The sequence below is a fragment of the Acinetobacter sp. V110_1 genome, from assembly GCF_031798975.1.
Classification (GTDB): domain Bacteria; phylum Pseudomonadota; class Gammaproteobacteria; order Pseudomonadales; family Moraxellaceae; genus Acinetobacter; species Acinetobacter nosocomialis_A.
Genome location: NZ_JAVQNN010000030.1, coordinates 293,761 through 317,725, shown reverse-complemented (window position 1 = coordinate 317,725; position 23,965 = coordinate 293,761). Strand labels below are relative to the sequence as shown.

At 37.9% G+C, this 23,965-nt stretch carries 26 protein-coding genes; 6 read left to right on the top strand and 20 right to left on the bottom strand.

Going from position 1 to position 23,965, the window contains the following annotated elements; genetic code table 11:
* Position 1: 1 nt before the first annotated feature.
* Complete coding sequence (locus RMA95_RS12455; RefSeq protein WP_262750135.1) at positions 2 to 454, top strand: hypothetical protein; 453 nt, start codon at positions 2 to 4, stop codon at positions 452 to 454.
* Positions 455 to 544: 90 nt separating this feature from the next.
* On the opposite strand, the gene RMA95_RS12450 is transcribed toward RMA95_RS12455, so the two are convergent.
* The 5 genes from RMA95_RS12450 to RMA95_RS12430 form a co-directional block, all read right to left on the bottom strand.
* Complete coding sequence (locus RMA95_RS12450) at positions 545 to 1,342, bottom strand: hypothetical protein (protein WP_311070955.1); 798 nt, start codon at positions 1,340 to 1,342, stop codon at positions 545 to 547.
* Between the two features lie 179 nt (positions 1,343 to 1,521).
* Entirely contained in the window at positions 1,522 to 3,921 is a 2,400-nt protein-coding gene (locus RMA95_RS12445) for a membrane-bound PQQ-dependent dehydrogenase, glucose/quinate/shikimate family (protein WP_311070953.1), read from the bottom strand.
* Between the two features lie 313 nt (positions 3,922 to 4,234).
* A complete protein-coding gene (locus tag RMA95_RS12440) occupies positions 4,235 to 4,846 on the bottom strand; it encodes a glutathione S-transferase family protein (RefSeq protein ID WP_262750125.1) in 612 nt (203 codons plus the stop codon).
* A gap of 68 nt (positions 4,847 to 4,914) precedes the next feature.
* The gene (locus tag RMA95_RS12435) at positions 4,915 to 5,334 is read right to left on the bottom strand and encodes a DoxX family protein (RefSeq protein ID WP_017403364.1); all 420 of its coding nucleotides are present in this window, start codon (positions 5,332 to 5,334) and stop codon (positions 4,915 to 4,917) included.
* 12 nt (positions 5,335 to 5,346) lie between these two features.
* Positions 5,347 to 5,919 carry an FMN-dependent NADH-azoreductase gene (locus RMA95_RS12430; RefSeq protein ID WP_017403365.1) on the bottom strand — a complete coding sequence of 191 codons (573 nt, stop codon included), beginning with the start codon at positions 5,917 to 5,919 and terminating at the stop codon, positions 5,347 to 5,349.
* 158 nt (positions 5,920 to 6,077) lie between these two features.
* Between RMA95_RS12430 and RMA95_RS12425 the strand changes: the two genes are divergently transcribed.
* Positions 6,078 to 6,995, top strand: a complete 918-nt coding sequence (locus RMA95_RS12425; RefSeq protein WP_000654049.1) for a LysR substrate-binding domain-containing protein — start codon at positions 6,078 to 6,080, stop codon at positions 6,993 to 6,995.
* A gap of 54 nt (positions 6,996 to 7,049) precedes the next feature.
* Here RMA95_RS12425 and RMA95_RS12420 read toward each other — a convergent pair whose 3' ends face one another.
* The 3 genes from RMA95_RS12420 to RMA95_RS12410 form a co-directional block, all read right to left on the bottom strand.
* Entirely contained in the window at positions 7,050 to 8,111 is a 1,062-nt protein-coding gene (locus RMA95_RS12420) for an MBL fold metallo-hydrolase (RefSeq protein WP_262750115.1), read from the bottom strand.
* Between the two features lie 193 nt (positions 8,112 to 8,304).
* Positions 8,305 to 8,481 (bottom strand): hypothetical protein, encoded by a 177-nt coding sequence (locus tag RMA95_RS12415; RefSeq protein ID WP_262750112.1) that lies wholly within the window; start codon positions 8,479 to 8,481, stop codon positions 8,305 to 8,307.
* A 103-nt stretch (positions 8,482 to 8,584) separates the two neighbouring features.
* Entirely contained in the window at positions 8,585 to 9,136 is a 552-nt protein-coding gene (locus RMA95_RS12410; RefSeq protein WP_311070946.1) for a TetR/AcrR family transcriptional regulator, read from the bottom strand.
* Positions 9,137 to 9,848: 712 nt separating this feature from the next.
* On the opposite strand from RMA95_RS12410, the gene RMA95_RS12405 reads away from it, so the two are divergent.
* Positions 9,849 to 10,283, top strand: coding sequence for a helix-turn-helix domain-containing protein (locus RMA95_RS12405; protein WP_311070945.1), 435 nt, complete (start codon positions 9,849 to 9,851; stop codon positions 10,281 to 10,283).
* A gap of 82 nt (positions 10,284 to 10,365) precedes the next feature.
* Here RMA95_RS12405 and RMA95_RS12400 read toward each other — a convergent pair whose 3' ends face one another.
* Genes RMA95_RS12400 through RMA95_RS12390 form a run of 3 tightly spaced genes read right to left on the bottom strand, consistent with a single transcriptional unit; the run spans position 10,366 to position 12,255 of the window.
* Entirely contained in the window at positions 10,366 to 11,076 is a 711-nt protein-coding gene (locus tag RMA95_RS12400) for an SDR family oxidoreductase (RefSeq protein WP_200001523.1), read from the bottom strand.
* Between the two features lie 27 nt (positions 11,077 to 11,103).
* The gene (locus RMA95_RS12395) at positions 11,104 to 11,400 is read right to left on the bottom strand and encodes a YciI family protein (protein WP_005040298.1); all 297 of its coding nucleotides are present in this window, start codon (positions 11,398 to 11,400) and stop codon (positions 11,104 to 11,106) included.
* A 48-nt stretch (positions 11,401 to 11,448) separates the two neighbouring features.
* Entirely contained in the window at positions 11,449 to 12,255 is an 807-nt protein-coding gene (locus RMA95_RS12390) for an SDR family NAD(P)-dependent oxidoreductase (RefSeq protein ID WP_005040297.1), read from the bottom strand.
* 176 nt (positions 12,256 to 12,431) lie between these two features.
* On the opposite strand from RMA95_RS12390, the gene RMA95_RS12385 reads away from it, so the two are divergent.
* Complete coding sequence (locus tag RMA95_RS12385; RefSeq protein ID WP_228253392.1) at positions 12,432 to 13,478, top strand: AraC family transcriptional regulator; 1,047 nt, start codon at positions 12,432 to 12,434, stop codon at positions 13,476 to 13,478.
* A 14-nt stretch (positions 13,479 to 13,492) separates the two neighbouring features.
* Here the strand turns inward: RMA95_RS12385 and RMA95_RS12380 are convergent, their stop codons facing one another.
* Genes RMA95_RS12380 through RMA95_RS12365 form a run of 4 tightly spaced genes read right to left on the bottom strand, consistent with a single transcriptional unit; the run spans position 13,493 to position 17,087 of the window.
* Positions 13,493 to 14,743 (bottom strand): NADH:flavin oxidoreductase/NADH oxidase family protein, encoded by a 1,251-nt coding sequence (locus RMA95_RS12380; protein WP_263613785.1) that lies wholly within the window; start codon positions 14,741 to 14,743, stop codon positions 13,493 to 13,495.
* Between the two features lie 8 nt (positions 14,744 to 14,751).
* The gene (locus RMA95_RS12375) at positions 14,752 to 15,138 is read right to left on the bottom strand and encodes a helicase (protein ID WP_288102378.1); all 387 of its coding nucleotides are present in this window, start codon (positions 15,136 to 15,138) and stop codon (positions 14,752 to 14,754) included.
* 47 nt (positions 15,139 to 15,185) lie between these two features.
* A complete protein-coding gene (locus RMA95_RS12370; protein WP_311070937.1) occupies positions 15,186 to 16,049 on the bottom strand; it encodes an alpha/beta hydrolase in 864 nt (287 codons plus the stop codon).
* Between the two features lie 24 nt (positions 16,050 to 16,073).
* The gene (locus tag RMA95_RS12365; RefSeq protein WP_151988262.1) at positions 16,074 to 17,087 is read right to left on the bottom strand and encodes an alpha/beta fold hydrolase; all 1,014 of its coding nucleotides are present in this window, start codon (positions 17,085 to 17,087) and stop codon (positions 16,074 to 16,076) included.
* Positions 17,088 to 17,323: 236 nt separating this feature from the next.
* On the opposite strand from RMA95_RS12365, the gene RMA95_RS12360 reads away from it, so the two are divergent.
* Positions 17,324 to 18,127, top strand: a complete 804-nt coding sequence (locus RMA95_RS12360; protein ID WP_282496607.1) for an oxidoreductase — start codon at positions 17,324 to 17,326, stop codon at positions 18,125 to 18,127.
* A gap of 54 nt (positions 18,128 to 18,181) precedes the next feature.
* On the top strand, positions 18,182 to 19,180 hold the full coding sequence (locus RMA95_RS12355; protein ID WP_311070933.1) for an NADP-dependent oxidoreductase: 999 nt from the start codon (positions 18,182 to 18,184) through the stop codon (positions 19,178 to 19,180).
* A 152-nt stretch (positions 19,181 to 19,332) separates the two neighbouring features.
* Here RMA95_RS12355 and RMA95_RS12350 read toward each other — a convergent pair whose 3' ends face one another.
* The 5 genes from RMA95_RS12350 to RMA95_RS12330 are packed head-to-tail and all read right to left on the bottom strand — an operon-like array spanning position 19,333 to position 23,906.
* Positions 19,333 to 20,202 carry a metal-dependent hydrolase gene (locus RMA95_RS12350; protein ID WP_311070931.1) on the bottom strand — a complete coding sequence of 290 codons (870 nt, stop codon included), beginning with the start codon at positions 20,200 to 20,202 and terminating at the stop codon, positions 19,333 to 19,335.
* A gap of 35 nt (positions 20,203 to 20,237) precedes the next feature.
* Entirely contained in the window at positions 20,238 to 21,464 is a 1,227-nt protein-coding gene (locus RMA95_RS12345) for an NADH:flavin oxidoreductase/NADH oxidase family protein (RefSeq protein WP_311070930.1), read from the bottom strand.
* 24 nt (positions 21,465 to 21,488) lie between these two features.
* Complete coding sequence (locus tag RMA95_RS12340) at positions 21,489 to 22,346, bottom strand: metal-dependent hydrolase (RefSeq protein ID WP_311070929.1); 858 nt, start codon at positions 22,344 to 22,346, stop codon at positions 21,489 to 21,491.
* Positions 22,347 to 22,359: 13 nt separating this feature from the next.
* Positions 22,360 to 23,106: an acetoacetate decarboxylase family protein gene (locus tag RMA95_RS12335; protein ID WP_311070927.1), complete on the bottom strand. Its 747-nt coding sequence runs from the start codon at positions 23,104 to 23,106 to the stop codon at positions 22,360 to 22,362.
* On the bottom strand, positions 23,103 to 23,906 hold the full coding sequence (locus tag RMA95_RS12330; RefSeq protein WP_134263095.1) for an SDR family oxidoreductase: 804 nt from the start codon (positions 23,904 to 23,906) through the stop codon (positions 23,103 to 23,105). The genes RMA95_RS12335 and RMA95_RS12330 overlap by 4 nt, the downstream gene beginning before the upstream one ends.
* Positions 23,907 to 23,965: the final 59 nt, after the last annotated feature.

Here is a 23,965-nt window from a genome sequence, read left to right as displayed (position 1 = left end):
AATGAAGAAATATTTATTAATTTGCCTTTTACCTATTTTTGCTACTGCTTGTAGTGCTAAACCAACCCCACAAGAAGAACTAGATATTCAAGCTACCTTTTTGCCTACTGTATTCAATCTTGATGCTGGTACTTATGCTTTAGCACCGAAAGAAGCTCCTACTGCTTTAACTAAACAATTGTATGATGATGCATTATTTAAGCTTGGTTTATTAAAAAGATATGATGACCAAGCAAGTGCGGAGTCCAAACTTGAAAAGTCTGTGAGACCTGTTGCTTTAAATACTTTATGTTTAATGAGTAAGTTTGTTAATAACCCAACTTATATAAAAGCTGTAAAGCATAGTATTGAGCAAGAGCCTGATTTAAATAAATGGCTCAAGGAACAACAACCAAAGTGGCAAGAAGCTTTGAAAAAAGAGGACAAGGAAATTTTTGATCATCCTTGTTTATAAAAAGTAGATTTCTAAAGAAAAGAAGCGTAACTACTAGTTATTCTTCTTTCTATTACTTACCATTAGTTGTTTGACAATAAACTGCTAAAGTTAGTTACATACTTTTGCCACTTTAAAAAAGTCTTTTGTATTATAAAACATACTAATTTCTCCCCATTTTACGTTATCTTTCTCTCTATAAATTATATCTTTAACAACAGTGCCATCCGAGTTAATGACAGCATCCGCTACCAATGCCGCTTGTTGAGTATTACAGTTTATTTTCATTTTAATAAATCTTTTACCTAACCAAGTGGGACGACCATTGGGCTTCATAACTCCAGTAAACATCATAGAAATTATGGGGTATCCATCACTATAATGTTCACGTACACCAGGCCTAATATACGTAGCATCTGAATTGTTTTTAGTTAAAAATACCCATGTAATATCATTTTCGATAATATTTTTTTCTTCAACTTTATTTGTCGAAAGATAAGTTGCAATAGACTCATTCTTAATATGCTGTGGGACAAGATCTGTTTTGGAATGAGCTACTTCTCTACTATCTTTTTTTAAATTCTCATCTACAGCTTGTTTTGGAACTTCATTTTGATTGCTAGAAGATGACTGATCATAAATTGTATTTGGTTGAGAATAATTATAAGGATAACTGCCACTTGAAGATGTAGTTTTTGTACCTACCTTTCCATTATATGGATTGACGTTACCAACTGTACTCCAATTATTATAAAGTCGTCCATCTGGTTTAGAACGGATGTGTGGACTTACATAGGTTCCATTTTTGCGATAATATCCCCGTACTGCTACACCTGCATGAACAAAAGATATATAGAAATTGCTAGCCAGAAGTAAACCGACAAATGTAAAAGTAGTTTTAATGGTCATATTAATGCTCAAGAATATTTTAGTTTATTCATCAATAATACAGTTTTATTTAAAAAATGACTTTAAGTAATCCGATATTGCCTAATTATGCCACTACACCTCAAGCAGTAAAACTAAGAAAAAGAGACCTTTTATGGCCTCTTTTTCTAAAAAATAGAACTTGGTAAAAGCTTTTAAATTTATTTTTTCATTAGTTTAAAAGCAACTACATAGTCACCGGGCGGTGTTTGCATAAAGTAATGGCCACCTGCAACAATGACAACATACTGCTCTCCATCAATAGAATAAGTCATAGGTGTTGCTTGTCCACCCGCAGGTAATTTGGCACTCCAGATCGACTTACCAGTTTTACTGTCAAAGGCATGCAAACGGTTATCAGTTGCAGCAGCAACGAATACAACTCCACCATCTGTAATAATAGGCCCACCATTATTAGGTGTACCAATATTAATAGGTAAATATGTTGGCAATCCAAATGGACCATTGTGCTCTGCAGTTCCCAAAGGTTTTTGCCAAATCACTTTCTTGGTGTTCATATTAATAGCGGTAACCATTCCATATGGTGGTTCATTGCATAATACATTTGTAATTGGAGCATAGAATGGTTGAACATTTACTGCATAAGGAGATTCAGCCATTGCCGCAATTGAGCCATTTTTCTTAGCACTAAATTTCGGATCATCCATCGGTAAAATACCTTCTTGATCTGCTTTAGCTCTTGCAACCAACTGGTTGTACATTGGGGTATTACTCCAGTTAGCGATCAAAATGCCATTTTTAGGGTTATAAGCTATGCTTCCCCAATCACTACCACCATTAAATCCAGGATATTGAATCCATGGTTTATTAACCGTAGGAGGCGTAAATTCACCAACATAATATGCTTGTCTATATTTAATACGACAAAGCATTTGATCAATTGGTGATATGCCCCACATTTTTGATTCTATTAAATCTGAAAACCCTAACCGAGGAATATCTACAGACCATGGTTGTGTAGGCGAACGCACGTCATCTGGAATAACAGATTCAGGAGCTTGGCGCTCGACAACTTTTGAAATAGGTTTGCCTGTAATTCGGTTTAATACAAATGTTTGTCCTCTTTTTGTTGGCATAATGAGCGCTGGAACAATCTTTCCTGATTGATCTTTATAATCAAGTAGAGTTGCTTGTGATCCTAAATCATAATCCCATGCGTCCTTATGAACAGTTTGAAAACTCCATTTTTTTACACCTGTTTGAGCATCTAATGCGACAACTGCGGTAGAAACTTGATTTTCTTCTTCTGTACGTAAAGCACTATAGTAGTCAGGTGCTGAACTTCCTGTTGGAACATAGACTGTACTTAATTTTTCATCAACAGTCATGACTGTCCAAGAGTTAGGCGTACCACGGCTATAAGTTTCACCTTTGGGAGGTAATCCATGTTGATTTGGTTGTCTTACATCCCAAGCCCATTTAAGAGAACCAGTATCAACATCATATGCACGTATTACACCAGAAGGAGCTGTACGGCGTTGGTTATCTTGAACTTTATGGTTGACTACAATTATCCCATTTACTACAGGGGGTGGCGATGTAACAGCCATGAATCCTGGAACTGTATGACCAATTCCTTCTAGCAAGTTCACATGTCCGTTTGTACCAAATTGGGGACATGCCTTTCCTGTTTTTGCATCTACCGCTATAAGTTGCATATCTAGCGTGCCTTCAATCACCTTTTCATGACATATTTGATTGTCAGGAATTACTTTTGAAGTATAGAACGTGACACCGCGACACACTGCTGTCGACGGTAATTTCTCGTAAGCTAAATTGTGTTTATATTCCCAAATTTTCTTACCAGTACGCGCATCTAATTTCAGCATGTTATTAGTAGCAGTACACAAGTAAAGAGAATCATTGACTTTAATTGGTGTTGTTTGTGCAGCCCACTTATTTTTTTTATCTACAGGAGGCATATCTCCTGTACGTGTTATCCAGACTTGTTTTAATTGATTAATATTTTCAGGGGTAATTTGATTAGTGGGTGAAAAACGGGTTCCCTGCGCATCTCTTCCATAATACCGCCAATCTTCAGTAGGCTGTTGATTATCCGAATGGTATTGAGTAAGAGCTGTATTTGGAATTTGGTTTTGATCAAATATAGAGTAATGTGGAAACCAAGCTAATGCACCGGCTATAATAAAACATAAAATGATTAGACCTGTTAAAATACGAGAGATTCTTTTGCTAACGCCTTGTTCAATATAAGGTAAAAGCAAAGTTAAAAACAAAGTAAAAATAGCAATTGTTGCAACCCTAGGTATCCACCCCCAGTATCGATCACCTACCTCCCACATTGTCCATATTAAAGTATAAATAAAGACGCCAGCAAAAATTTTAGCTCCTAGCAATTTATTTCTGAATAAATAAAAACTTGAGACTAAAAGTAAAAGCCCTGTTATCAGATAATAACTAGATCCATTCAGATAGATTAAATACGCACCCCCACAGTACAATATAAGGGCAAATATCATTTGAAATAGTGCATAGGTTTTTATAAAAAAAATATGCATATTAGTAGGTGCATCTTTCATTAATACCTCTTTAATTTTTATAGAACATGAGAGTGCTAATGAATAGTTAACTAACCTCTTTAAATATGATTTTTTCAATACTTAAAGACTCATTTTTAATTCACGCTTTCTTATTATATTTTTTTTAACGCAAATCTTTGTTGCCAAATTCACAACTTTAAATTTCACTTTTGACAACATAATTTATCTTTAAGGTATAATTTTAATTATTTATTTAAATTTCATGCTACAAAATACGTTATTTCTATAATCTATTTTATGACTATAAAATATAAAAGAGGAACACCCGTATGTTCCTCTTTCTACATAAAATTTATTCAGAAAAACTTGATTCAAACTTTAGAACTTCTTGTATAGAACTTCTTTTTTCCAAGTTATATTTCAAATTGAGAATCTTAGGCCATTTCTCTAAGTCTATAGAAAAATAGTCACACCAATGAAGCATTACAAAGAAATAGAAATCTGAGATTGAGATTTCATTGCCGTTTAAATACCGATTTGACTGAAGTTTATTTTCAAGAAAATCAAAACTTCTTGACAACTTGTGTTTGGATACTTCAATCCAAGACTCAATCTTTTCTTTGTAGAAAAAAGCAGAGAAATTTTTATGTATATCCATACTAATAAATGACAATAGACTCATCATTTCATAACGTTCAAAAGAACTAGATTTGGGTATTAGATTTTTCTCTGGAACCAAGTCAGCTAAATAAGTCAGTATTGTTGTAACTTCAGTTATGACTTTACCATTTTCAAGTCCCAGTGCTGGAACTGCACCTTTAGGATTAATCTTTAAATAATCCAATCCGGATCCAGTGACTTTTGTTGATAAGTCTACAAACTCTGTATCAAATACTTGCCCTGTTTCTTTTAAAGCAATATGAATTGCCATTGAACAGGCATAAGGATAAAAAAATAATCTCATTGATAACAACCATTATTTAAATAGAAAAAAAAGGTAAAAATACAAATATGTACCTTTACCTTTTGAAATTATTTAAGTTTCTTATCTACACTCAGGCCACCTGCGCCAAAGATAACAAGAGCCAGTAGACCTCCAGCCATTGAAATGTTTTTCATAAACATAATTTGGCTGTTCATATCAGAACCACTGTGAAATAGCACTGCTGCCACTAACGAGAAACCAAACAATAGAAATGCTGCAAGTCGCGTTTGAAGACCAATCAATACAAGGAAACCACCTCCAAACTCAACCAGAATTGCTAATGGCAATAATGCAGACGACACTCCCATAGACTCCATATATCCAGCATTACTCGAATATTGAAATATCTTTCCTAATCCGGATAAGACAAAAATTACAGATATCATTACCCGCATTAGAAGTGATGCAAATCCAAATACTTTTGGATGTTGGATAATTTTTTCGATTGCGTTATTAATTCTAGTCATGATTATTCTCTCTCAGTTTGGAGCAGGAATAGCAAACATTTGTGGAATACTATTAATTGCTTTACTAATTGATTGAGAACGAGTTGGAAAAGCCATTCCTTCAGCACGTACTACAAATACGTCTTGTATACCTAAGAAATTAAAAATATCTTTTAAATAAGATTCTTGATGATCCATAGGAAATTGATCACCATAAGCACTACCGCGAGCACTTACAATAATAACTTTCTTACCAGAAACTAAGCCTTGTGGCCCATTCTCTGTATATCTGAAAGTCCGACCTGCAATTAAAATTCGGTCAATCCATGCTTTCAAAGTGGTGGGAATACTCAAGTTGTACATCGGTGCCCCTAGTACAAAAATATCCGTTTCTTCAAATTGTTGAAGAATACGTTCATCAACTTGGGCTTCTTCACTCAAACTATCAAAGTGTTTTGAAAAATGTGGAAGTGGTTCTACATGCAAATCGCGATAGGTTACCTCTAAAGGACCATGTTTTTTTAACTCTTGAACTACTGCTTGCCCAATCTCCCGAGTAGCCGAGAATTCACCGAGAGCACTTGAGTCTAAATGTAAAAGTTTCATTTCATACCTATAAGGGTTTTAAGTCGTGAAATGAGTTTATTCGTTTTATATTTGCCACTTAAGCCCTATAATCGGGAACATATGTTGCAAAAAATGCAACCAACAAAGATAAAGTTCGAAGTAAGATAAATTATTGGTTCATTAAGGTTAAAACACCGATGAAAGATTTAAATGATTTATATATTTTTGCTTTAATTGTCGAACATGGTGGTCTAAGTAAAGTAGAACAAAAAACAGGTATATCTAAATCAAAATTAAGCCGAAGACTCTCAAATTTAGAGAAAAATTTAAACGTTAAATTATTACAACGAGATTCTAGACAAATTAAGCTTACGGCAATCGGTGAGCAGATTTATCAATATGTACAATCAATGCTTTTAGAAGCGCAAACTGTTTATGACTTAATAGATCAGTTGCGCGGCGAGCCGATTGGATCAATTACTGTAAGCATTCCTATAGATGTTGCAGAAAGAATTATGCCTCTCATTCTTCCTGAATTTATGGATAGATACCCCAAAGTAGAAATTAAATTTATTGTCACTAACAAGAGAGTTGATATCCTTAAAGAATCTGTCGATATTGGGATCCGTATTCGACAGAACTTAGATAGCGATCACAATTTAGTGATGAGACATCTTGGTTATACACAATCAGTATTAGTCGCCAGTCCACAATATCTCAACCAATATGGTACACCTACGCATCCTAGCGATTTAAGTAAGCATAAATTGTTAAGTAATATCGAAAATGAAAATCAAACTTGGTTCTTTAGCAATCAAACTATTAATGAAAATGTAAGTTTGCCTATAAAACCATTTATCAAAGCTGCAAGTTTAACTTTGCTTAATTGTTTAGCTACCGATGGAAAAGGTATCGCTTTGCTGCCTTTGTTAAAATGCAAAAGCCTGATATTAGAAAAGAAACTTATCGTCGTTTTACCTGAATGGGAACTTCCAACTGGAAATTTTCATTTAATCTTTCCATCTCGAAGCGGTGCTTTACCAGCATCAAAGGTTTTTCTTGATTTCTTAATCGAAAAAATTCCTCCTCTACTCAAAGAAATGCAGGATATCTAATTAAAATCAATATATAAAAAGTCTATACCTGATTTTAGGTATAGACTTTTTTTACTATTGATAGGCATACATTAATAAAGCTGTGATTTCACCATTCTTTGGAACTGAAGTTTCAAACCCATAATATTGTCCATATTTTGGTCGCAAATATTCAGTTGCCTGATTACCTATTGCATCAAGATATGCTGGTAGCTGGGCCATATGTGAATTTGTTTTCTGAGGATCAGGAGCTCCTACTCCCCACTGCACTACGCCATATGATTGGCCCACTGCTTGTTTCATATCTTTTAGGAACTCTAAATAGAAATCTACATCAGCTTTAGATCCAACATTTCCATGGCCACCACTCAGAAATACCCAATTTAAACTTTTTAATTCTTTTAAATTTTCTTCAAAATAAAGAGGAACTTCAGCACCAGCGAAACCCCAATAAGGTAATTGGTCGGCATTTATTAGATCGGGAATATGTGCAACTTTCTCACTTGGAATTAACCAAACACCTGTATCGGCAGTATGTGCTGCATATTTGAAACCATGTACTTGAACATTCACCCCTTCAAAATTAAAACTACCATTTTTAAAAGCAATTGTTTCCGTAGGTTTTGGTAATTTACTTTTAATTCGGTTTAAAAGCTCTGCTGTAGCATCAGATGAAATAATACGTACTTTGACACCTGCCTTTTTAGAAGCTTCAACAATTACTGGAGCTGAGCTGATATGATCAGCGTGCGCATGCGAATAGACAATTGTTGTAACAGGTAGTTTTGTTACTTCTGAGATCGCTTTTAAAATCTTTTCTCCAGCATTTTCAACTGGGTCAAATAACAGTACTCCTTTTTCACCTACATAAAACATCGTTCCATAAAATTGAGATTGAAAAAAATAAGTATGTTCTGTCATACGTTGCAGTACATACTCTTGTTGAAGATTTCGGTTATATAGCCGATCAATTTTTTCCGATGGATTTAAAGCTTTTTTACTCGATTGGGAAACATAAACCGCATTTACAGTAGACGGAGCTTCTGGAATATCTATCGTACTTTGAGCATTGGCTCCATGACTTATGCTCAAATACATTAAGCCTAGTAGTGTTGTATTTAAAAAGATCTTTTTCATTCGAAACCTCAGATATACAATTAAATTAAATGTTCTATACTTGATAAAAACATTCTTATATTTCTGATTTCGAAAGATTAAAACAAGCTACTAAAATAAGAACTTAAGTTGCAAAAATAAGAACAGTCAGCAGTTATTTTTTAACTTAATATTCTCGTATTAATAAATTTTTTTTAAATATAAATGCTCAACGCTATTTTCTAGATTCGTAACAAGCTTTTTTTAAGTTTTCCATTGCTTCTACTGGCATAGGCGCTGTCATCATTGCATGATAATTCATACATTCTGGAGTTTCTTCCTTTTGCACATTCTGATTAGTAACGCAGGCAGAGATAATAAAAGGGATAGATAATATTCCTAACAATTTCATAAGCAAACTCCCAAATTATGATGAAATAATTCTAAATAATTTTATTTTAATATATGTTTGATTTTGTTAAATATACTCAAAAACCAAACAACTAAAAACATGTTCAATTAATAGTAAAAAACCTCTCCACCACCATATCCCTTTCATCCAAACTATTTGAGCTTAAAATCTGGAACATCAAGCCATCTATTAGGTTTAAAACCATATCTGCACTTGGTTTTAACTCATGGGTTTCTAAATTAAAAATGAGGTCAAAAATCTCATGAAGTAGCCATTTTCTATATTCTATTGCCATACGGTAAGCCTGTGGGTAAGGGATTTTAATTTCAAAAAAGGCTTTTAGTAAAAGGTAGTACAGGCTATTAAAGTTGGCATGTAAGACAATTATTTCTTTGAGTTTATCTTTTGAAGTGCGGTAATGGCCTGAGTAAATAATGGCAAGCACTTCTTCTCTGAGCAAGCTTTTTTGAAAGGCAATGCAAATTTCGATCAGGCCTTCTTTTGAGCCAAAATATTTATAAAAGGTGGATTTGGTAATTTTGGCTTCTTTAGCAATCAGGTCTACGCCCGCTGTGTGAAACCCGTAAGTTGTAAATAGGTGTATAGCAGTTTGAATAACATGTAGTTTTTTCGAAGATATTTCTAAATTTGACATAGTTTTGCCGTTATAAATTCTTGTTGTTTCTAAATGAGATTAAAAAGCCTGTGCCTTTTCTGGGAGAAAAAAAGGCACAGCAAAGCCGTAAAGACTGTGCTTGGCACATCTCAAGTTTTATTGTTGCTAAGTTTTAGACGTAATGATTTAAAGCCTAAAAAGCCTATAGGCAATCAAGCTGCTTTAAATTGATTTAAGTGGTGTCGAGATAGTTTTTGACAGTGACTGCCAATAATTTATGAATATGCATAGCCAACTCCTTCTTTTGGGAGTTCTGCCAAAGCATTATAAATTATGGTGGCAGAACGGAAGCGGGTTGACGGACTGGTTTCAACTCCAGCACACTCGAAAGTGTCCCACTCCCGTCCTACCGCTACGGGAGGGAACGAGGTGTGCACACAAAACTATTCCTCAGAAGAAATAGTCCTGAAGTGGTTGAAATAGCGGTCCGTCAAAACCGACTGGCAATGTAGGCCAGCCCGCAAATGGTAATCTTGAACAATTAAGGTGTCAATGTGAAATTGGCTAGAAATTATTTAATTAATTATTGTTTTTCATTAGATTACATAATTAACTAAAACTATAAATATCAACTTAATAATATCTTATAAATACAATCATTTTCTTAGACTAATACAAACCCTTAATAGCTTATTAAGTGGAATTGTGTTACTATTTTTTTAGTAGTCACCATTAAGTTGATTAATTTGATATGAGTAAAAATAGCAATCTTGAAGTCTGCCCAATCGCCAGAACACTTTCAGTTTTAGGTGATGCGTGGAGCATGTTGATATTACGAGATGCTCATGCAGGTTTTACACGTTTTGATCAGTTTCGTAAAAGCTTAGGCATTGCACCAACCATGCTAACAAAACGGTTAGCTGTTTTAGTAGAAGAAGGCTTACTCGAAAAAAGACAATATTCTGAACACCCACCACGTGAAGAGTATGTATTAACTCAAGCAGGTAAAGATTTTTTACCAGCTTTATTTGTGATTGGTGCATGGGGTCGAAAATATAAACCCTTTGAGCAACCTGAGAAAATGGTAACTTTCATTGATGCAGAACAAGGCACTGAAATCAAACCTATTGTAATTGACCAAGTGACGGGAGCCGAAATTGGTACTCGCCCGATCAGTCAAAAGTAATGAATGATTTAAATATAAAAGCACTCAATTGGAGTGCTTTTTACAGATCAGAGCTTTTTATATTTATTCATTCATTATTAATTTACTCAAACATGCCTAGATAAACTGGCGTTTCGGCTGTCAGTCCAGCATGCACGTTTTGGGTAATCTCATCTGCTAAGAGTTCAGATTCCCCTCTCTCTAAAGCAGCTATTGTCATTTGTGCAATAACATCAGGTGAAGTTTTATTTCCAGCTAATCCTTGAGCCATGTCTGTGTCTATGAAAGCAACATGCAGCGACAAAACCTCTGTTCCCTGTGCTTTTAACTCTTGTCGCATAGCATTGCTCAAAGCCCAAGCTGCTGCTTTTGAAGCACTATAACTACCTGTAACTCCAGGTAAAGTAGCCCAGCTTAACGCTGAGATCACATTAATTACAGCGCTGCAATTGTGAGTAGCCAGAATTGGTGCAAATGCCTGAGTTACCCGCAGTGGCCCAACTGCATTTGTTTCGAACTGATCCCGAAGTAAATCGATAGATGAAGGAGAAAGAATAGACCCAGATCCACCGATACCTGCATTGTTTATTAATAAATTTACGTCGCCCAGTTTTCGTGCTAACTCTTCAGCCTCATCTGGACTGGTGACATCCAAACGAACAGGTACTATACCTGACTCAATTGTTATGCTCGATGGATTGCGCGCTGCCGCATAGACCTTGCTGGCACCGGCAGCGAGTAATGCACGTACAAAAGCTGCACCCAACCCTCTATTTGCACCTGTAACAAGTGCGACTGAACCTTTAATATTCATAATAATATCTTCTATAAATTTAAGAAATTAGACGTGTGAAGCCAAATGAAGCATGACGTAGTGCTCATAATGGCCGACACCATTTTTTACGATTGGATCTTGTGACGTGAAGCTAGCGATATCCTCTTCATCTGCAATCTGGTAAAGCGAAAGGCCATACCCATTCCCATCATTAATAACAGGACCATGGGCGACAATAACGCCTTGATCGAGAAGTTTATTTAAAAAATCGCCATGCTGTCCCATCCATTTCTTCTCATCATCAGACATCGTTCCGAGAAAATCTGCACGTGGTGGGATCCATTTACATAAGTAATTTTTCATTTCATATCCTTAAAAAAGAATGAGTAAATTGCGTAAATATTTAAGTATCTATTTGGCAGTTTTGACACTTTTAAGAATCGAACTTTCGAACATGCAGGGAGCATAGCTCTGTAAGAAAAGAATTAAGCCCGTCATCTTTCCAACTGGATTACTGAATTTAGGTTCTTTAGTTTGGATAAGCTTGGTGATAGTTGATACTACGGCGTCTGGCTCTTCCGCCTCATCCATACCTTTTTGTGTGGCGGCTTGTACGAGTTGGCGATAACTATCATAGTCAGGAATAGTACGTTCCAATGTTGAAACTGAGCTGTTCCCTAAATTCGTTTTGAACCACACTGGTTCAACCATACTGACCTTAATATTAAAATGATCTAATTCAAAACGCAGAGATTTAAAATAACCTTCAACCGCATGTTTTGAAGCAGTGTAATAAGACAGATTAGGTGGGCCAATCAAACCGACAATTGAGCTGACTGTGATAATTTGACCTTTCTTCTGTTTGCGAAAATACGGTAGTAAAGCATTTGTAACTTTAATAGTGCCCCAGAAATTAGTTTCAAACTGTGCGCGCCCAACTTCAATTGGGGTTTCTTCTGCAATGCCAGTAACCATATAGCCTGCGTTGTTGACGAGTACATCAAGTTGCTCAGTAAAAGAAAATAACTCTTTTATAAACGTCTGAATGGAACTGTCATCATCAATATCGAGTCGTAATAGTTTGAAAGGTACCTTATTCTCATATTGCTCGGGCTGGCGGCTAGTACCAATAACATTGAATCCCGCCTTATGTAGTTGGTTGGCTAGCATCAGTCCAAAACCAGATGAAGCGCCTGTAATCAAAATTGTCTTTTTCATTTTTTACCGACCTCAAGATTTTAAATCATTAATCTCAGGGTGTATTTTGTCGACAATTATAGTGACCATCACTAGCGTAGCACGCCAATATAATCGCTAAATACGCCAATATAAATGAAGGTTAATTGGCGCGTTTCGCTATTGAGATGGCGTCATCTCCTCTCTAGAATGAAGAGATGACTATCAAAAAAAATATTCATCGAAACAACGGTATGCAAGACTATTCAATCTGGCCAGGCTGGCGCCTGTTGATGCAAGATGCGGGTATTGAAGCCTCGCCAGTTTTACGTCGTGCGCAACTTCCTGGCGACCTTTTTGCTCGCCAAAATGTTCGCTTGAATCCTGAAAGTTTTTTCAAACTCTGGAATGCTATTGAAGACGAGGCCATGTCTGTTAATGCCGACATTCCTGCTGCTTTACAAATAGCAAAAGTAATGTCATCAGACTGGTTTGATCCTGAGCTTTTTGCTGCTCTGTGTAGTGCCAATATGAGCTGTGCTCTTGAACGAATGGCAAAGTACGTCAGACTCATTGCCCCAATGATCTTCAAGATAAACCGCACCGTAATGCACACTACTGTCTCAATTGGCTTTATGGACAATACCAGACAACCACCAGATGTATTTCTTATTTTTAAGCTCGTTTTTTTTGTACAGCTTGTACGTTTGGCAACCCGCTCCCCTGTGAAACCATTACGAGTTAGTTGGCCATCGGCATCAGATTTAAGAGATGATTTTACGATCGCCTATGAAGCTTTTTTTGGTACGTCCCTCACTAATAGCCCTGTAGCGACTTTAGTTTTTTTAACTGAAGATATGGAGCGGCCCTTTCTGACTGAAAATCACAAAATGTGGCTTTTCTTTGAACCTTCTTTGCGCCAGAGATTGGCTGACTTGGATAAAAAGTCCGGTATGTCAGAAAGAGTACATAGCACGCTACTGGAAACCATACCGGCTGGAGAAGTATCAATGCAGGTAGTGAGTCGAAAGCTGGCAGTGAGCACACGCACACTTCAACGTAAACTTCAAAATGAAGGTACATCATTCCAGCAAATTCTCAATAATGTACGTGAATCTCTTGCATATCACTATTTACGCAATACCGATATGTCGAGTTCTGAAATATCTTTTCTATTAGGATTTGAGGACTCAAACTCTTTTGCCCGAGCGTTTCAGGCTTGGACTGGAAAGACGCCGCAAGCCCATCGCAGCAATTTATCTTAATAAAAATAAATTGGTTATTTTGCTCGGCTACGTTGGGTTGCATAAGTTCCCCAACCACTGAGTAAAACTGATTTAATAAATGCCCATAAGCCACTTTCTTTAGGTTTCGGCTCTTTACCTTTACCAATCCGTTTGAGTTGTTGGGTATACCAAAGTACTTCCATAATCCCCAGACTATCAATTTTTTTGATGCCAGTTTTGATGGGTTGCACTGACTGAAAACCATTTTTTCCTGCCAGTAAAGATTTGGGTACATCAGGTTCAATTGCCATAAGTCTTGCAATTCCAATAACATCACATGCATGTGACTGCAAAGCTTGATCCATACCTTCTACAGTTCGGAATCCACCTGTTACCATCAACGGCGTTTTAACAAGTGTTCTCACCTTTTCTGCGAAATCAATAAAGAAAGCTTCGCGTGCAATTGTCGATGCTTTTTGTGGAGCTTTGGCTACTCCAGATTCGTAGGTGCCACCCGATATTTCAATCAGGTCAATGCCTGCATTCGCTAATGCCTGAATGGTTTCTAAGGAGTCTTGCTCGGTAAACCCGCCTTTTTGAAAGTCTGCCGAGTTAAGCTTAATCGCGATAGGAAACTCTTTACCGACTTGTTTTCTGATCTCTGTATAAACTTCCATTAAGAAACGGCGACGTTTTTCTGGTGTACCGCCCCACTCATCATTTCTTAAATTGTGCAAAGGTGACAAAAACTGGTTAATCAGATAACCATGAGCAGCGTGAATCTCAACTCCACTAAAGCCAGCCTTTTTACATATCGCAGCGCTACGCCCAAAACGCTGAATAATTTCTAAAATCTCTTCGTGTGTTGCTTCATCAGGTGTTGCAAATAAAGACTGCATTTCTGCACCAAATGGCACTGCCGATGCAGAAATGTTACGTACATTTAATCCTTTCGGTGATTGTTTTCCCGGATGATTTAACTGTGCCCACAATTGAGAACCTTGTTCGGTCACGGTTTTTGCCCATTTCTGTAAAATTGCAAAATCACGCTCATCCTCAACCACCACATTGCCAGCCTCACCTAAGGCTTTACGGTCAATCATAATGTTGCCAGTTATGATCATCCCAATCCCTGATGCCGCCCAACGCTGATATAGCCGAACATGTTTTTCGTTTGGATTATTTGAATAGCTGGCTAAAGTTTCACTGGTTGCAGCCTTCGCTAACCGGTTTGGAATGATGACACCATTCGGTAAAGTTAAAGGCTGATTCAAAAGATTCGTTTTTAATTGCAGATGAGTCATGGCTTATCTCACACAGTTAAAGAGGATTTTGAATGAGGTTGAATAAAGTCCACTAAACTTTGAAACCACATCACATCCACAAAATTTCCGGTAATGACAAGATCTTGTGTTTTAAGTGCAGTTAAAAAAGTGTTTACACTGTCTTTCGCTGACAACACAGCAAAACCTTTGCTACCCGTTTTAAACGTAAAGGTAAAACTTGGTGACTTGGTTAGCCCTGAATAAGAGTTAATCTTGCCATTTTTTACTTCGAAATAGCGGCCTTCACCACTTGCTGTTTGAATCTGAAAGATGACATTTTTATCTTTCACATAAGCTGCGCATTTCGGGTTCTTTTTTACAGCACGCTGCATGAGCTTGGTCAGCATCCACAGCAATAATTTAAATTTCATCATTTTTATCTTCTTGATTCATCAAATTGAATGGACCGAACTCATGGGCATTATTCATCTAAAAACTGGATTGCATGTTTTACGAAGCGTTCAGGGTACTGAAATTGGGCACCATGACCTGCATCGGGATAAATAAATAGCTGAGCGTTTGGAATGTTAAGTGCCATGTGATATGCATTGATGGTTGGAATCATCACATCATCGACACCATTTAAAATGAAAGTAGGTTGTTTAATCTCACGTAAATGTGCAAAAGGATCTTGTTCATCAAGTTTAGGTAAAAAATGCATATTGGCTTCTATCTGTGCCTGCATGACTTCAACTGAGCTTGCTGGATCTTGGTTTTTACGCTCATGGCGACGTTGCCAAAATTCATGACCCACCTGAATAGCAGCTTCAGATCGGCCAAAAAATAAAAAGAGGAAGTCTTCTTCAGATGGCACAGCAGTTGTTGCATGTTTCAATACCAATGCAGCTACTTCTGGGTCATCACCGCGTGGTTTACCCCCTCTTGGCCCTGTACCTAAAAGCATCAATTTTCTGACGAGTTCAGGATGGCGGCGTACTAAATCTTGTGCCTGAAACCCGCCCAGTGAAAAGCCTAATAGGTCAACCTGCTTTAAGCCTAGTGCACGAATAACTGCTGCCGCGTCGTCTGCCATATCTTCAATGCGAGTACGGGGCTGGCCAGTAGATGAAGCAATGCCGCGACCGTTAAATAAAATGACTTCACGTCCTTGCGCTAAACCATCAGTAATCAGTGGATCCCAATTGTCTAAACCGCCTCGGAAATGCTGAAGAAAAAATAGCGGTGGTTGCTCTGTATTTGCATTACCCCATCGACGATAGGCAAAATTTGCTCCATCTACTTCAATGAATTGGGTCTCGGCTGTTTGGTGTGTAATTGTTGTCATGGTCATAGTCCTAAATTTAAGTTCTTATTTCGCTAAGAATGTAAGTGACTGTTTTACAAAATCTTCATTAAACTGAAATATTCCCCCATGACCTGCATCTGGATAGATTACAAGTGAGCTATTCGGTAAACGCTTTGCTAAATCATAAGTATTTACTGTTGGCACCATTCGGTCATGATCACCGTTGGCAACAAGAACAGGTTGTTGAATCACAGAAAGGTCAGCAGGTTTTTTACTTCCCCATTTTTTTAATGCTTTAAGCTGGGCACGATAGGCAGAAATAGTGATTTCTTTATCACGGTTTTCAGTACGTTCATTAATACGTTGAATAAAGGCTTTTGCAGAAGCTTTACCATTTTCTGTACGAGTGAAGAAAAGATAAACCTTAGGGTCTTGACCAGTCACCATTCCACGAACTAAATCCCAATTAGAAACTCGCCCGACTGTACTAATTCCAGTACCGCCCGCAGGGCCAGTTCCCGATAAAATCATTTTTCGAACTAAATTTGGCTGCTTCAAAACAATCTCTTGTGAAATCATGCCGCCCATCGAGAAGCCGAATAAATCAACCTGTTTAAACCCTTTTGCTTGAATGAAAGTAATCGCATCATCTGCCATTTGTTCAATTGACTTTGCTGGTTCACCAGTCGAAGCACCAACGCCGCGATTATCAAACACCACAACATGATGTTTAGCCGCAATTCCATCAATAATTCGTGGGTCCCAGTTATCTAGTACAGCAGCTAAATGGTTTAAGAAAATGACAGGTGTTCCACCGTTTTGTTGACCATATTCTCGGTAAGCGAAGTTAACGCCACCTGCACTAATAAATTGAGTTGGTACATTCTTCCAATTTGTATCTTGCTCGGCGTGTTGCCCTGCTTGCGGATTGCTAACAGCACTTGATGACACTTTATGTGCCTGAATTGATGGTTCATTAAAAGAAACCGATGGCACAACTTCTGCCTGAGTTAAGGGAGCGCTAAAAACAGATAATGCCGTCAAACTCATAGCAACTGTATTTAATAAAAATTTCATTTCTCTGATCCTCAAATTTAATTCATTGATCTGATTCATCTGTTTTTATGAGTGATCTTTCAAAGAGAGAAAAGATAAAAACAGAGTTAATATCGATTTAGTACTAACTATACATAGACAAAAAAGCATTGTCACTATCTTTTTAGTAGTAACTATTTTATTTTTAGATTATGATTAAAAAATCAAGTCGAAATTCATTCGTGAATTGACTACAAAATTTAAGTGAGGAACATGATATGTCTAGCAAAGTAGTTTTGATTACAGGCGCATCTTCGGGTATTGGATTGGCAACGGCCGAGCTTTTACATGAGGCAGGTTTTGTTGTTTATGGCACAAGCCGACGAGCAAAAGATTCATCAAATCATAAGTTTCATCTTATTGAGTTGGATGTAAATCAAGAAGATTCCGTTGCCCACGCCGTTGAAAAAGTAATTGCGAAAGAAGGCCGAATTGATGTCTTAATTAATAACGCAGGATTTGCAATCGCACCTGCTGGTGCCGAAGAAAGTTCAATGCAGCAAGCACAGGCTATTTTTGATACCAACTTTTTCGGTGCAGTTCGCATGACTCGTGCGGTAATTCCGCACATGCGTCAGAAAGAATCAGGATTGATCTTAAATATCAGTTCAATTCTTGGGCTTTTACCTCTGCCTTTTGGCGCACTATATGCTGCATCAAAACATGCACTTGAAGGTTACTCTGAATCTTTAGATCACGAATTAAGATCTCAAGGCATACGTGTGTCACTTATTGAACCTGCTTATACCAACACTTCTTTAGGTGTGAATTTACTTGAAGCAGATAATAAAATTTCTTTTTACGATCAAACTCGTGAAAAGCTACATAAACAAATGATTAATTCAATTAATAAGTCAGATGACCCGAGTGTCGTTGCCAATACAATTTTAGCGGTCATTCAAAGTCAACATGTTGTGCCACGCTACACAGCAGGAAAAACTGCAAAAAATTTAAAAGCGTTAAGACGATTTGCACCTGCAAATATCTTTGACAAATTAATACACCGCAGCTTGAAAGTTTAGAACAAACCCACGCTTATAAAACTTTAAAATAATTTTGAGAAATAGAGGTTTCAAATGAAAGCAGCCTACATTAGCCACTATGGCAATATTGATAATGTACAATTCGATGAACAAACCAAGCCTTCTGTAACTAACGATACAGTGCTTGTTAAAGTTCATGCAGCAAGCATCAACCCTCTCGACTTAAGAGTTTTAGAGGGCGAATTTAAAGCAATTCTTCCAGTGAAGTTCCCCTTTATATTAGGGAATGATTTTGCAGGTACAGTGGTAGAAGTAGGCTCGAAGGTTACCCAGTTTAAAGTGGGTGATGAAGTTTATGCCAAGACCGATCTAAACGGCGCATTTGCTGAATATACTGTGGTTCAACAGTCTTCACTTGCACTTAAACCGCAAAATATTTCGATGGAACAGGCAGCCGCCCTGCCTTTGGTTGCCCTAACTTCATGGCAAGCACTGGTTGAAATTGCAAAAGTTAAAGCTGGCCAAAAAGTGCTGATTCATGCAGGTTCTGGGGGTGTGGGTTCAATTGCAATTCAACTTGCCAAGTCTCTTGGCGCTACGGTTGCAACCACAACCAGTGCCAAAAACAGTGGTTGGGTAAAAGAGCTAGGTGCTGACATTATCATTGACTATAAAACAATGGACTTTGAGCAAGAGCTTAAAGACTACGACGTAGTTTTAGATACACAAGGCGGAAAAACCTTAGAAAAATCACTAAACGTTCTTAGACGTGGTGGACGTCTTATTAGTATTTCAGGGCCACCTGACCATGCTTTTGCAGAGGTAATTAATCCAAACTGGTTCCTAAAATGTGTTATTCCGATGTTAAGCTGGTCAATTCGACATAAAGCAAAAAAACTCGGCATTACTTACTCATTTTTATTTATGCAACCCAATGGTCAATACCTCTCAAAAATTACTGAACTGGTAGAAGCTGGAAAAATTAAACCCGTAGTTGACCAAACCTATGACTTTATTCAAATTAAAGAAGCGCTCCAATATGTAAATACTGGACGAGCAAAAGGGAAAGTTGTTTTACAATTTGATGAATAAGGTACATAGCTCAAATATTATCTAGATTACGCAAGGGTTCGAAAATTATATAGCCGCTCATATGGCGGCTATAGACTATTAATAAGATGAATTAAAAGGTCTTATTCATTATTTTTGAGCCTAAAAGAAGCAATATTCGTACAAGCTTTTATTTAGTTAAGTTCTTTTATTGTAGATAAAAAAGTTAAGGCTTGCTCAGTTGACCCTTCATTTAAAGGGCTGTGGTTGGGGTTAAAGTATCGCAAACATGCAAATATTATATTATCAACTTTAGGCACACGGTCTTGTCGAGCTGCTCGGAAATAATCTTTGAAACGAAAACGATGTGGTAATTGCGCATCTTGTTCTACTAGATTTTCGACAGCAACATAAGCCAAAACAATAAATAGAGGGAACGTGAAAACCGCTGCCCCCACTCGAAGTACATTACTATTGCTAAAATATCTAAACATTGCATCGGCTACTTCACGGTGCTCAACCTCTTCAGCCCCATGCCATTGCAATAAACGTAACATTTCCAAATCGACAGGTGCTTGTTGTAGCCCCTCTGCATTGAGAACCCAATCCCCTAATACTCCAGTCAGATGCTCAGCCGCGGCCACCATTGCTAATCGGGTCGTTAGCCACATCGACTTTAAGCGTGGATGCTTCAATTCATAGCCTAATGGTTTTGGGCCAATCATGTCATTAAATATCCAATTCGTCATCTTGGTATAACGACTTAAATCAATCCCTAACGCCTCTATATGCCGAGTTCCGAGAGTGTGCCCATAACTATGAGCACCCTCTTGTTTAATGAAAGCAATTGCTGCCTCTTTCAGTTTTTCATCTTTAATATAAGGCAATGCATCTCTAAACGTCTCACAAAACCAACGTTCTGGTGCAGGTGTAATTGGGTTAATTGAATTTAATATTTGTGAAACTATTGGATCGTCATAAATCCAATGCGTTGGCGTTTCAGTAAAATTAAATACAGGACGCCGCGGAACAATCACATGGTTTTGTCTGATTAAACTATTCATGATAATAAATCCTTATATATCAAAAGCGCTTACCATTAATCCTGAGTCAAAATGTTAAAACCCATACGTGGACCAAAGGCAATCAATGTTCGCACTAAGCCCTTAATCGCTTTGGGTTGTTGCCCACTGCTAATACGGCGAAATTGCGAAGCATGCCAAGCGAGTTGTAAATAGGCATCTACGGGTTTGTATCCAATGGCTGGAATTTTTGCTGGTTTTAATACCGATTTTCCTGCTAACAGTTGTTTGGCTAAATCTGGCTGTACTGCAAAAGGCCGAGCCAATCCAACCAAATCGACCGTACCATTGGCAACAATATGGTTCATAAAATCTACATCGCGCAGTCCACCTGTTAACATGAGTGGTAATTTGCTTTGTTTACGAAGTGCAGTGGCATAGTCAATAAAATATGCATCACGCTGAGCAGAACGATCTGGCGCATAGCCTAACTGTGCAGGGGATTCATAATTCCCGCCTGAAATCTCTAATAGGTCGATCCCTTCTGCTTCTAAAGCTAATGCAATGTCTATCGATTCTTCCTGACTTAATCCGCCTTTTTGAAAATCGGCAGAGTTGAGTTTTACACTTAATATTTTGTCTTTGCCTATTGCAGCTCGCACAGCCTGAACTGTTTCAATGAGCATACGGCGTCGGTTTTCAGGACTACCGCCCCACTTATCTGTCCGAACATTGGCTAGAGGTGATAAAAATTGTGAGAGTAAATAGCCATGTGCTGCATGAACCTGTACTCCATCAAAACCAGCTTCAATAGCCAGCCTCGCAGTTTGAGCAAATCGATTGATCTGCTCATATATTTCTCCTTCGGTCATCGCACGAGGAATGCGAATAATATTCATAGCAGGTAAATCAAGCCCAACTGCTGAAGGGGCTATTGGCTTTTTCAAAAGTGGTAAAACTGCAACACGGCCGGGATGGTTAATTTGCATAATAATTTTGCTGCCATTGGCCTTAGCAGCCTGAGCCCATAACTTATTTGCTTGCAGAAATTCTGCTGACTCTAAAACCACATTTCTTGGTTCAACAAAAGCACGATGGTCAATCATGACATTGCCAGTAATTAACAACCCTGCTCCACCTCTAGCCCAAGCTGCATAGAGTTGCTGTAAGTCAGTGGTCGGTGAACCATGCCGATCAGCAAGTTGTTCACTCATTGCAGATTTGGCAATTCGGTTTGGAATGCTAATGCCACAGGCTAACGTTAAAGGACTTGCTAATGTGGGTTTTGAATTAGGTTTTGTCATTTTGTTTCTTCCTAAATTTAAAAATCATTCATTAAGATATAGGTCTTTTAATTTCATCATTTGCTCACGGTTATCATGTTGCCAAGGATGAAAATCTTTAGAATAAAAATCTAAGTAACTGCGGCTAATTTTTCGGATCACACCTTGACCACCAAGCAAATATTTCAAACCCACAAATAGGCTTTTAAAATCTCTATTTTTGCCAGAAGCCTTTAAAAGCTCTTTTGTTCCTCTGGTGGTAATTATGAGAAAAGAAAGCGTGGTTTCTAACATCACCAACCGTAAGAAATAAGGTCTATTCACTAAAGATTGATAGACATCAAACGCCACAGCTTTATGCTCTGTTTCTTCAATGGCATGCCAAGCCCAAATTTTTCGCAAATGAACATCAAACAACGCTAAGTCTTCGGGTGCAATACTAATAAAATAGTCCGCTAAAATTGCCGTTAAATGTTCCATACATACCGTGCAAGCCAACTGATGCTCTAAAGAAAATCGTTGCTGCAACATACGGTTCATCTTTTTAAAACGTTTATAAATACGTTCAACGGGATAACCTTTTTTAAGCATGACAGCATTAAGCGCATCGTGCTCTTTGCCGTGATGAGCTTCTTGGCCAATAAAAGCTCGGACTTGTTTAAGCAAAATAGGATCGCTAATTTTGTCCTGATAATTACGCACACTATAAATAAACTGCCGTTCACCATCTGGAAACGCACTTGATAAGGCAGTAAATAACATGGTCAGCAAAGGATTATCTTTAAACCAAAACTCTGGTATTTCATCTGGAAAAGATAAGTCTAACTGGCGCACAGTAATGTCAATTGATGCGGAAATTTTAAAAAAATCTTGTGCTGGCTTTGACTCAAAAACTGCATTCATCTTTATTCTCCAGCTATAAAACGCGTGGATTAAACTGACGTAATAAAAATAACGGCGTACGTAACCGAGGTATTTGAATCGGTGGAATTAACCCTCCCGACAAATCAACGCGATGTAGTCTGGCCTCTATAACTTCGCCTAACCCCATATCATGTAAAGGATCGTTTGCTGTGCCTGTAAAACGTAAGTTCATTTCAACCTGACGCACTTCAACTGGATGCTCTTTCGGGGTAAATCGAACTTCACGTGGTAAACCAATTCCTAACCCACCCGTAATATTCCGATGCGGCAATCCTAAGATTGGAGGTGCATCATGAATAACTTCACCCAGCTTGGCTTCCATTTCAATGAGTGTTGTACCTCGGCGTGAAGCTTTGCTTAAAATGCGTTTGCCATCATTTTCCCAGCTAATTTCCCCCATCTTTTTAGGGTAGCCTAACAATTCACGGCCAATAATCATGGCGCGGTCATCGTCCAAAATCATCCAAGGACAAAAGATTCCTGTTTTATTGCCAACTTTAATATGAACAAATAAACCCGCTTCGTGGTAAGCGCCCGTATAGACATTTTCGGGAAAATAAGCACAAAACAAATCAGCTCTGGCAGGTTTAACCAGCGTCATTCCAGACGGTAACCAGCGCGCCATTGCTTTTTCATCAACTTCAACGACAGCAGTCAAATATTGAGCATTGTGATAAAGCTTATTGCCCAGATTGGCTAAACCCATAGGCACACGTAAGTCATTAATCAACTGTTTCATGGGCTTAATCTCGAAAATACTTGTTTAAGAATGGGCAGTAAAATAATGCGTGGTGTATAACGCCCTCCAAACGTTTGAGCCTGTGCCACGAAACCCGGAATCACAATTCGACAATTCCGATCCATTCCTTGAATGGCTTCTTTGGCGACGCGTTCTGCTGTTACCCAAACGAGACCGCCACCTACACCATCAATTTTTGTAATGCCTGCAACTTCGTTAAAACCAGTTTTCGTTGGCCCTGGAGCCAGTAGCGTACAGCTAACCCCTGTCCCTTTAAGTTCGCTATGTAATGACTCGGCAAAAGAATTGGCAAATGCCTTGGTTGCTGCATAAGTTGCATTTGCTGGAGTCGGCTGATGACCAGAAGTAGAACCCACAATGAGTATTGCCCCAGCTTTTCTTTTAATCATTTGTGGCAACACAGCTAAAGTCAGGTCATGAATTGCCACTGAATTAACTTCAACTTCTTCTCGCTCTCTGTCTGCATCTAAGTCTTGTAGGCAACCAAAAGTCGCAAATCCAGCGTTATTACAAAGAATGGCTACTTCAATATTTTCTAAATAATCACGAAATTTAGCTCGCGCCGCCCGATCACCCAAATCACATGGATATAAATCTACGGATATTTGATATTCGGCTTTTAATTTTTCAGCAAGTGCCTCTAATTTTTCTACACGGCGAGCCACCAAAACTAACGAATAACCGCGCATAGCAAACTGTTTTGCTAGCTGTTCACCAATGCCCGATGAAGCGCCAGTAATCACAACTCGAGAGGAAGCTTGTGGAATAGGTAAGCTCATAATTGATGCTCAAAATATAGTAAATTGATTATTCCGAACTTTTAACTTGAGCGTGAGAT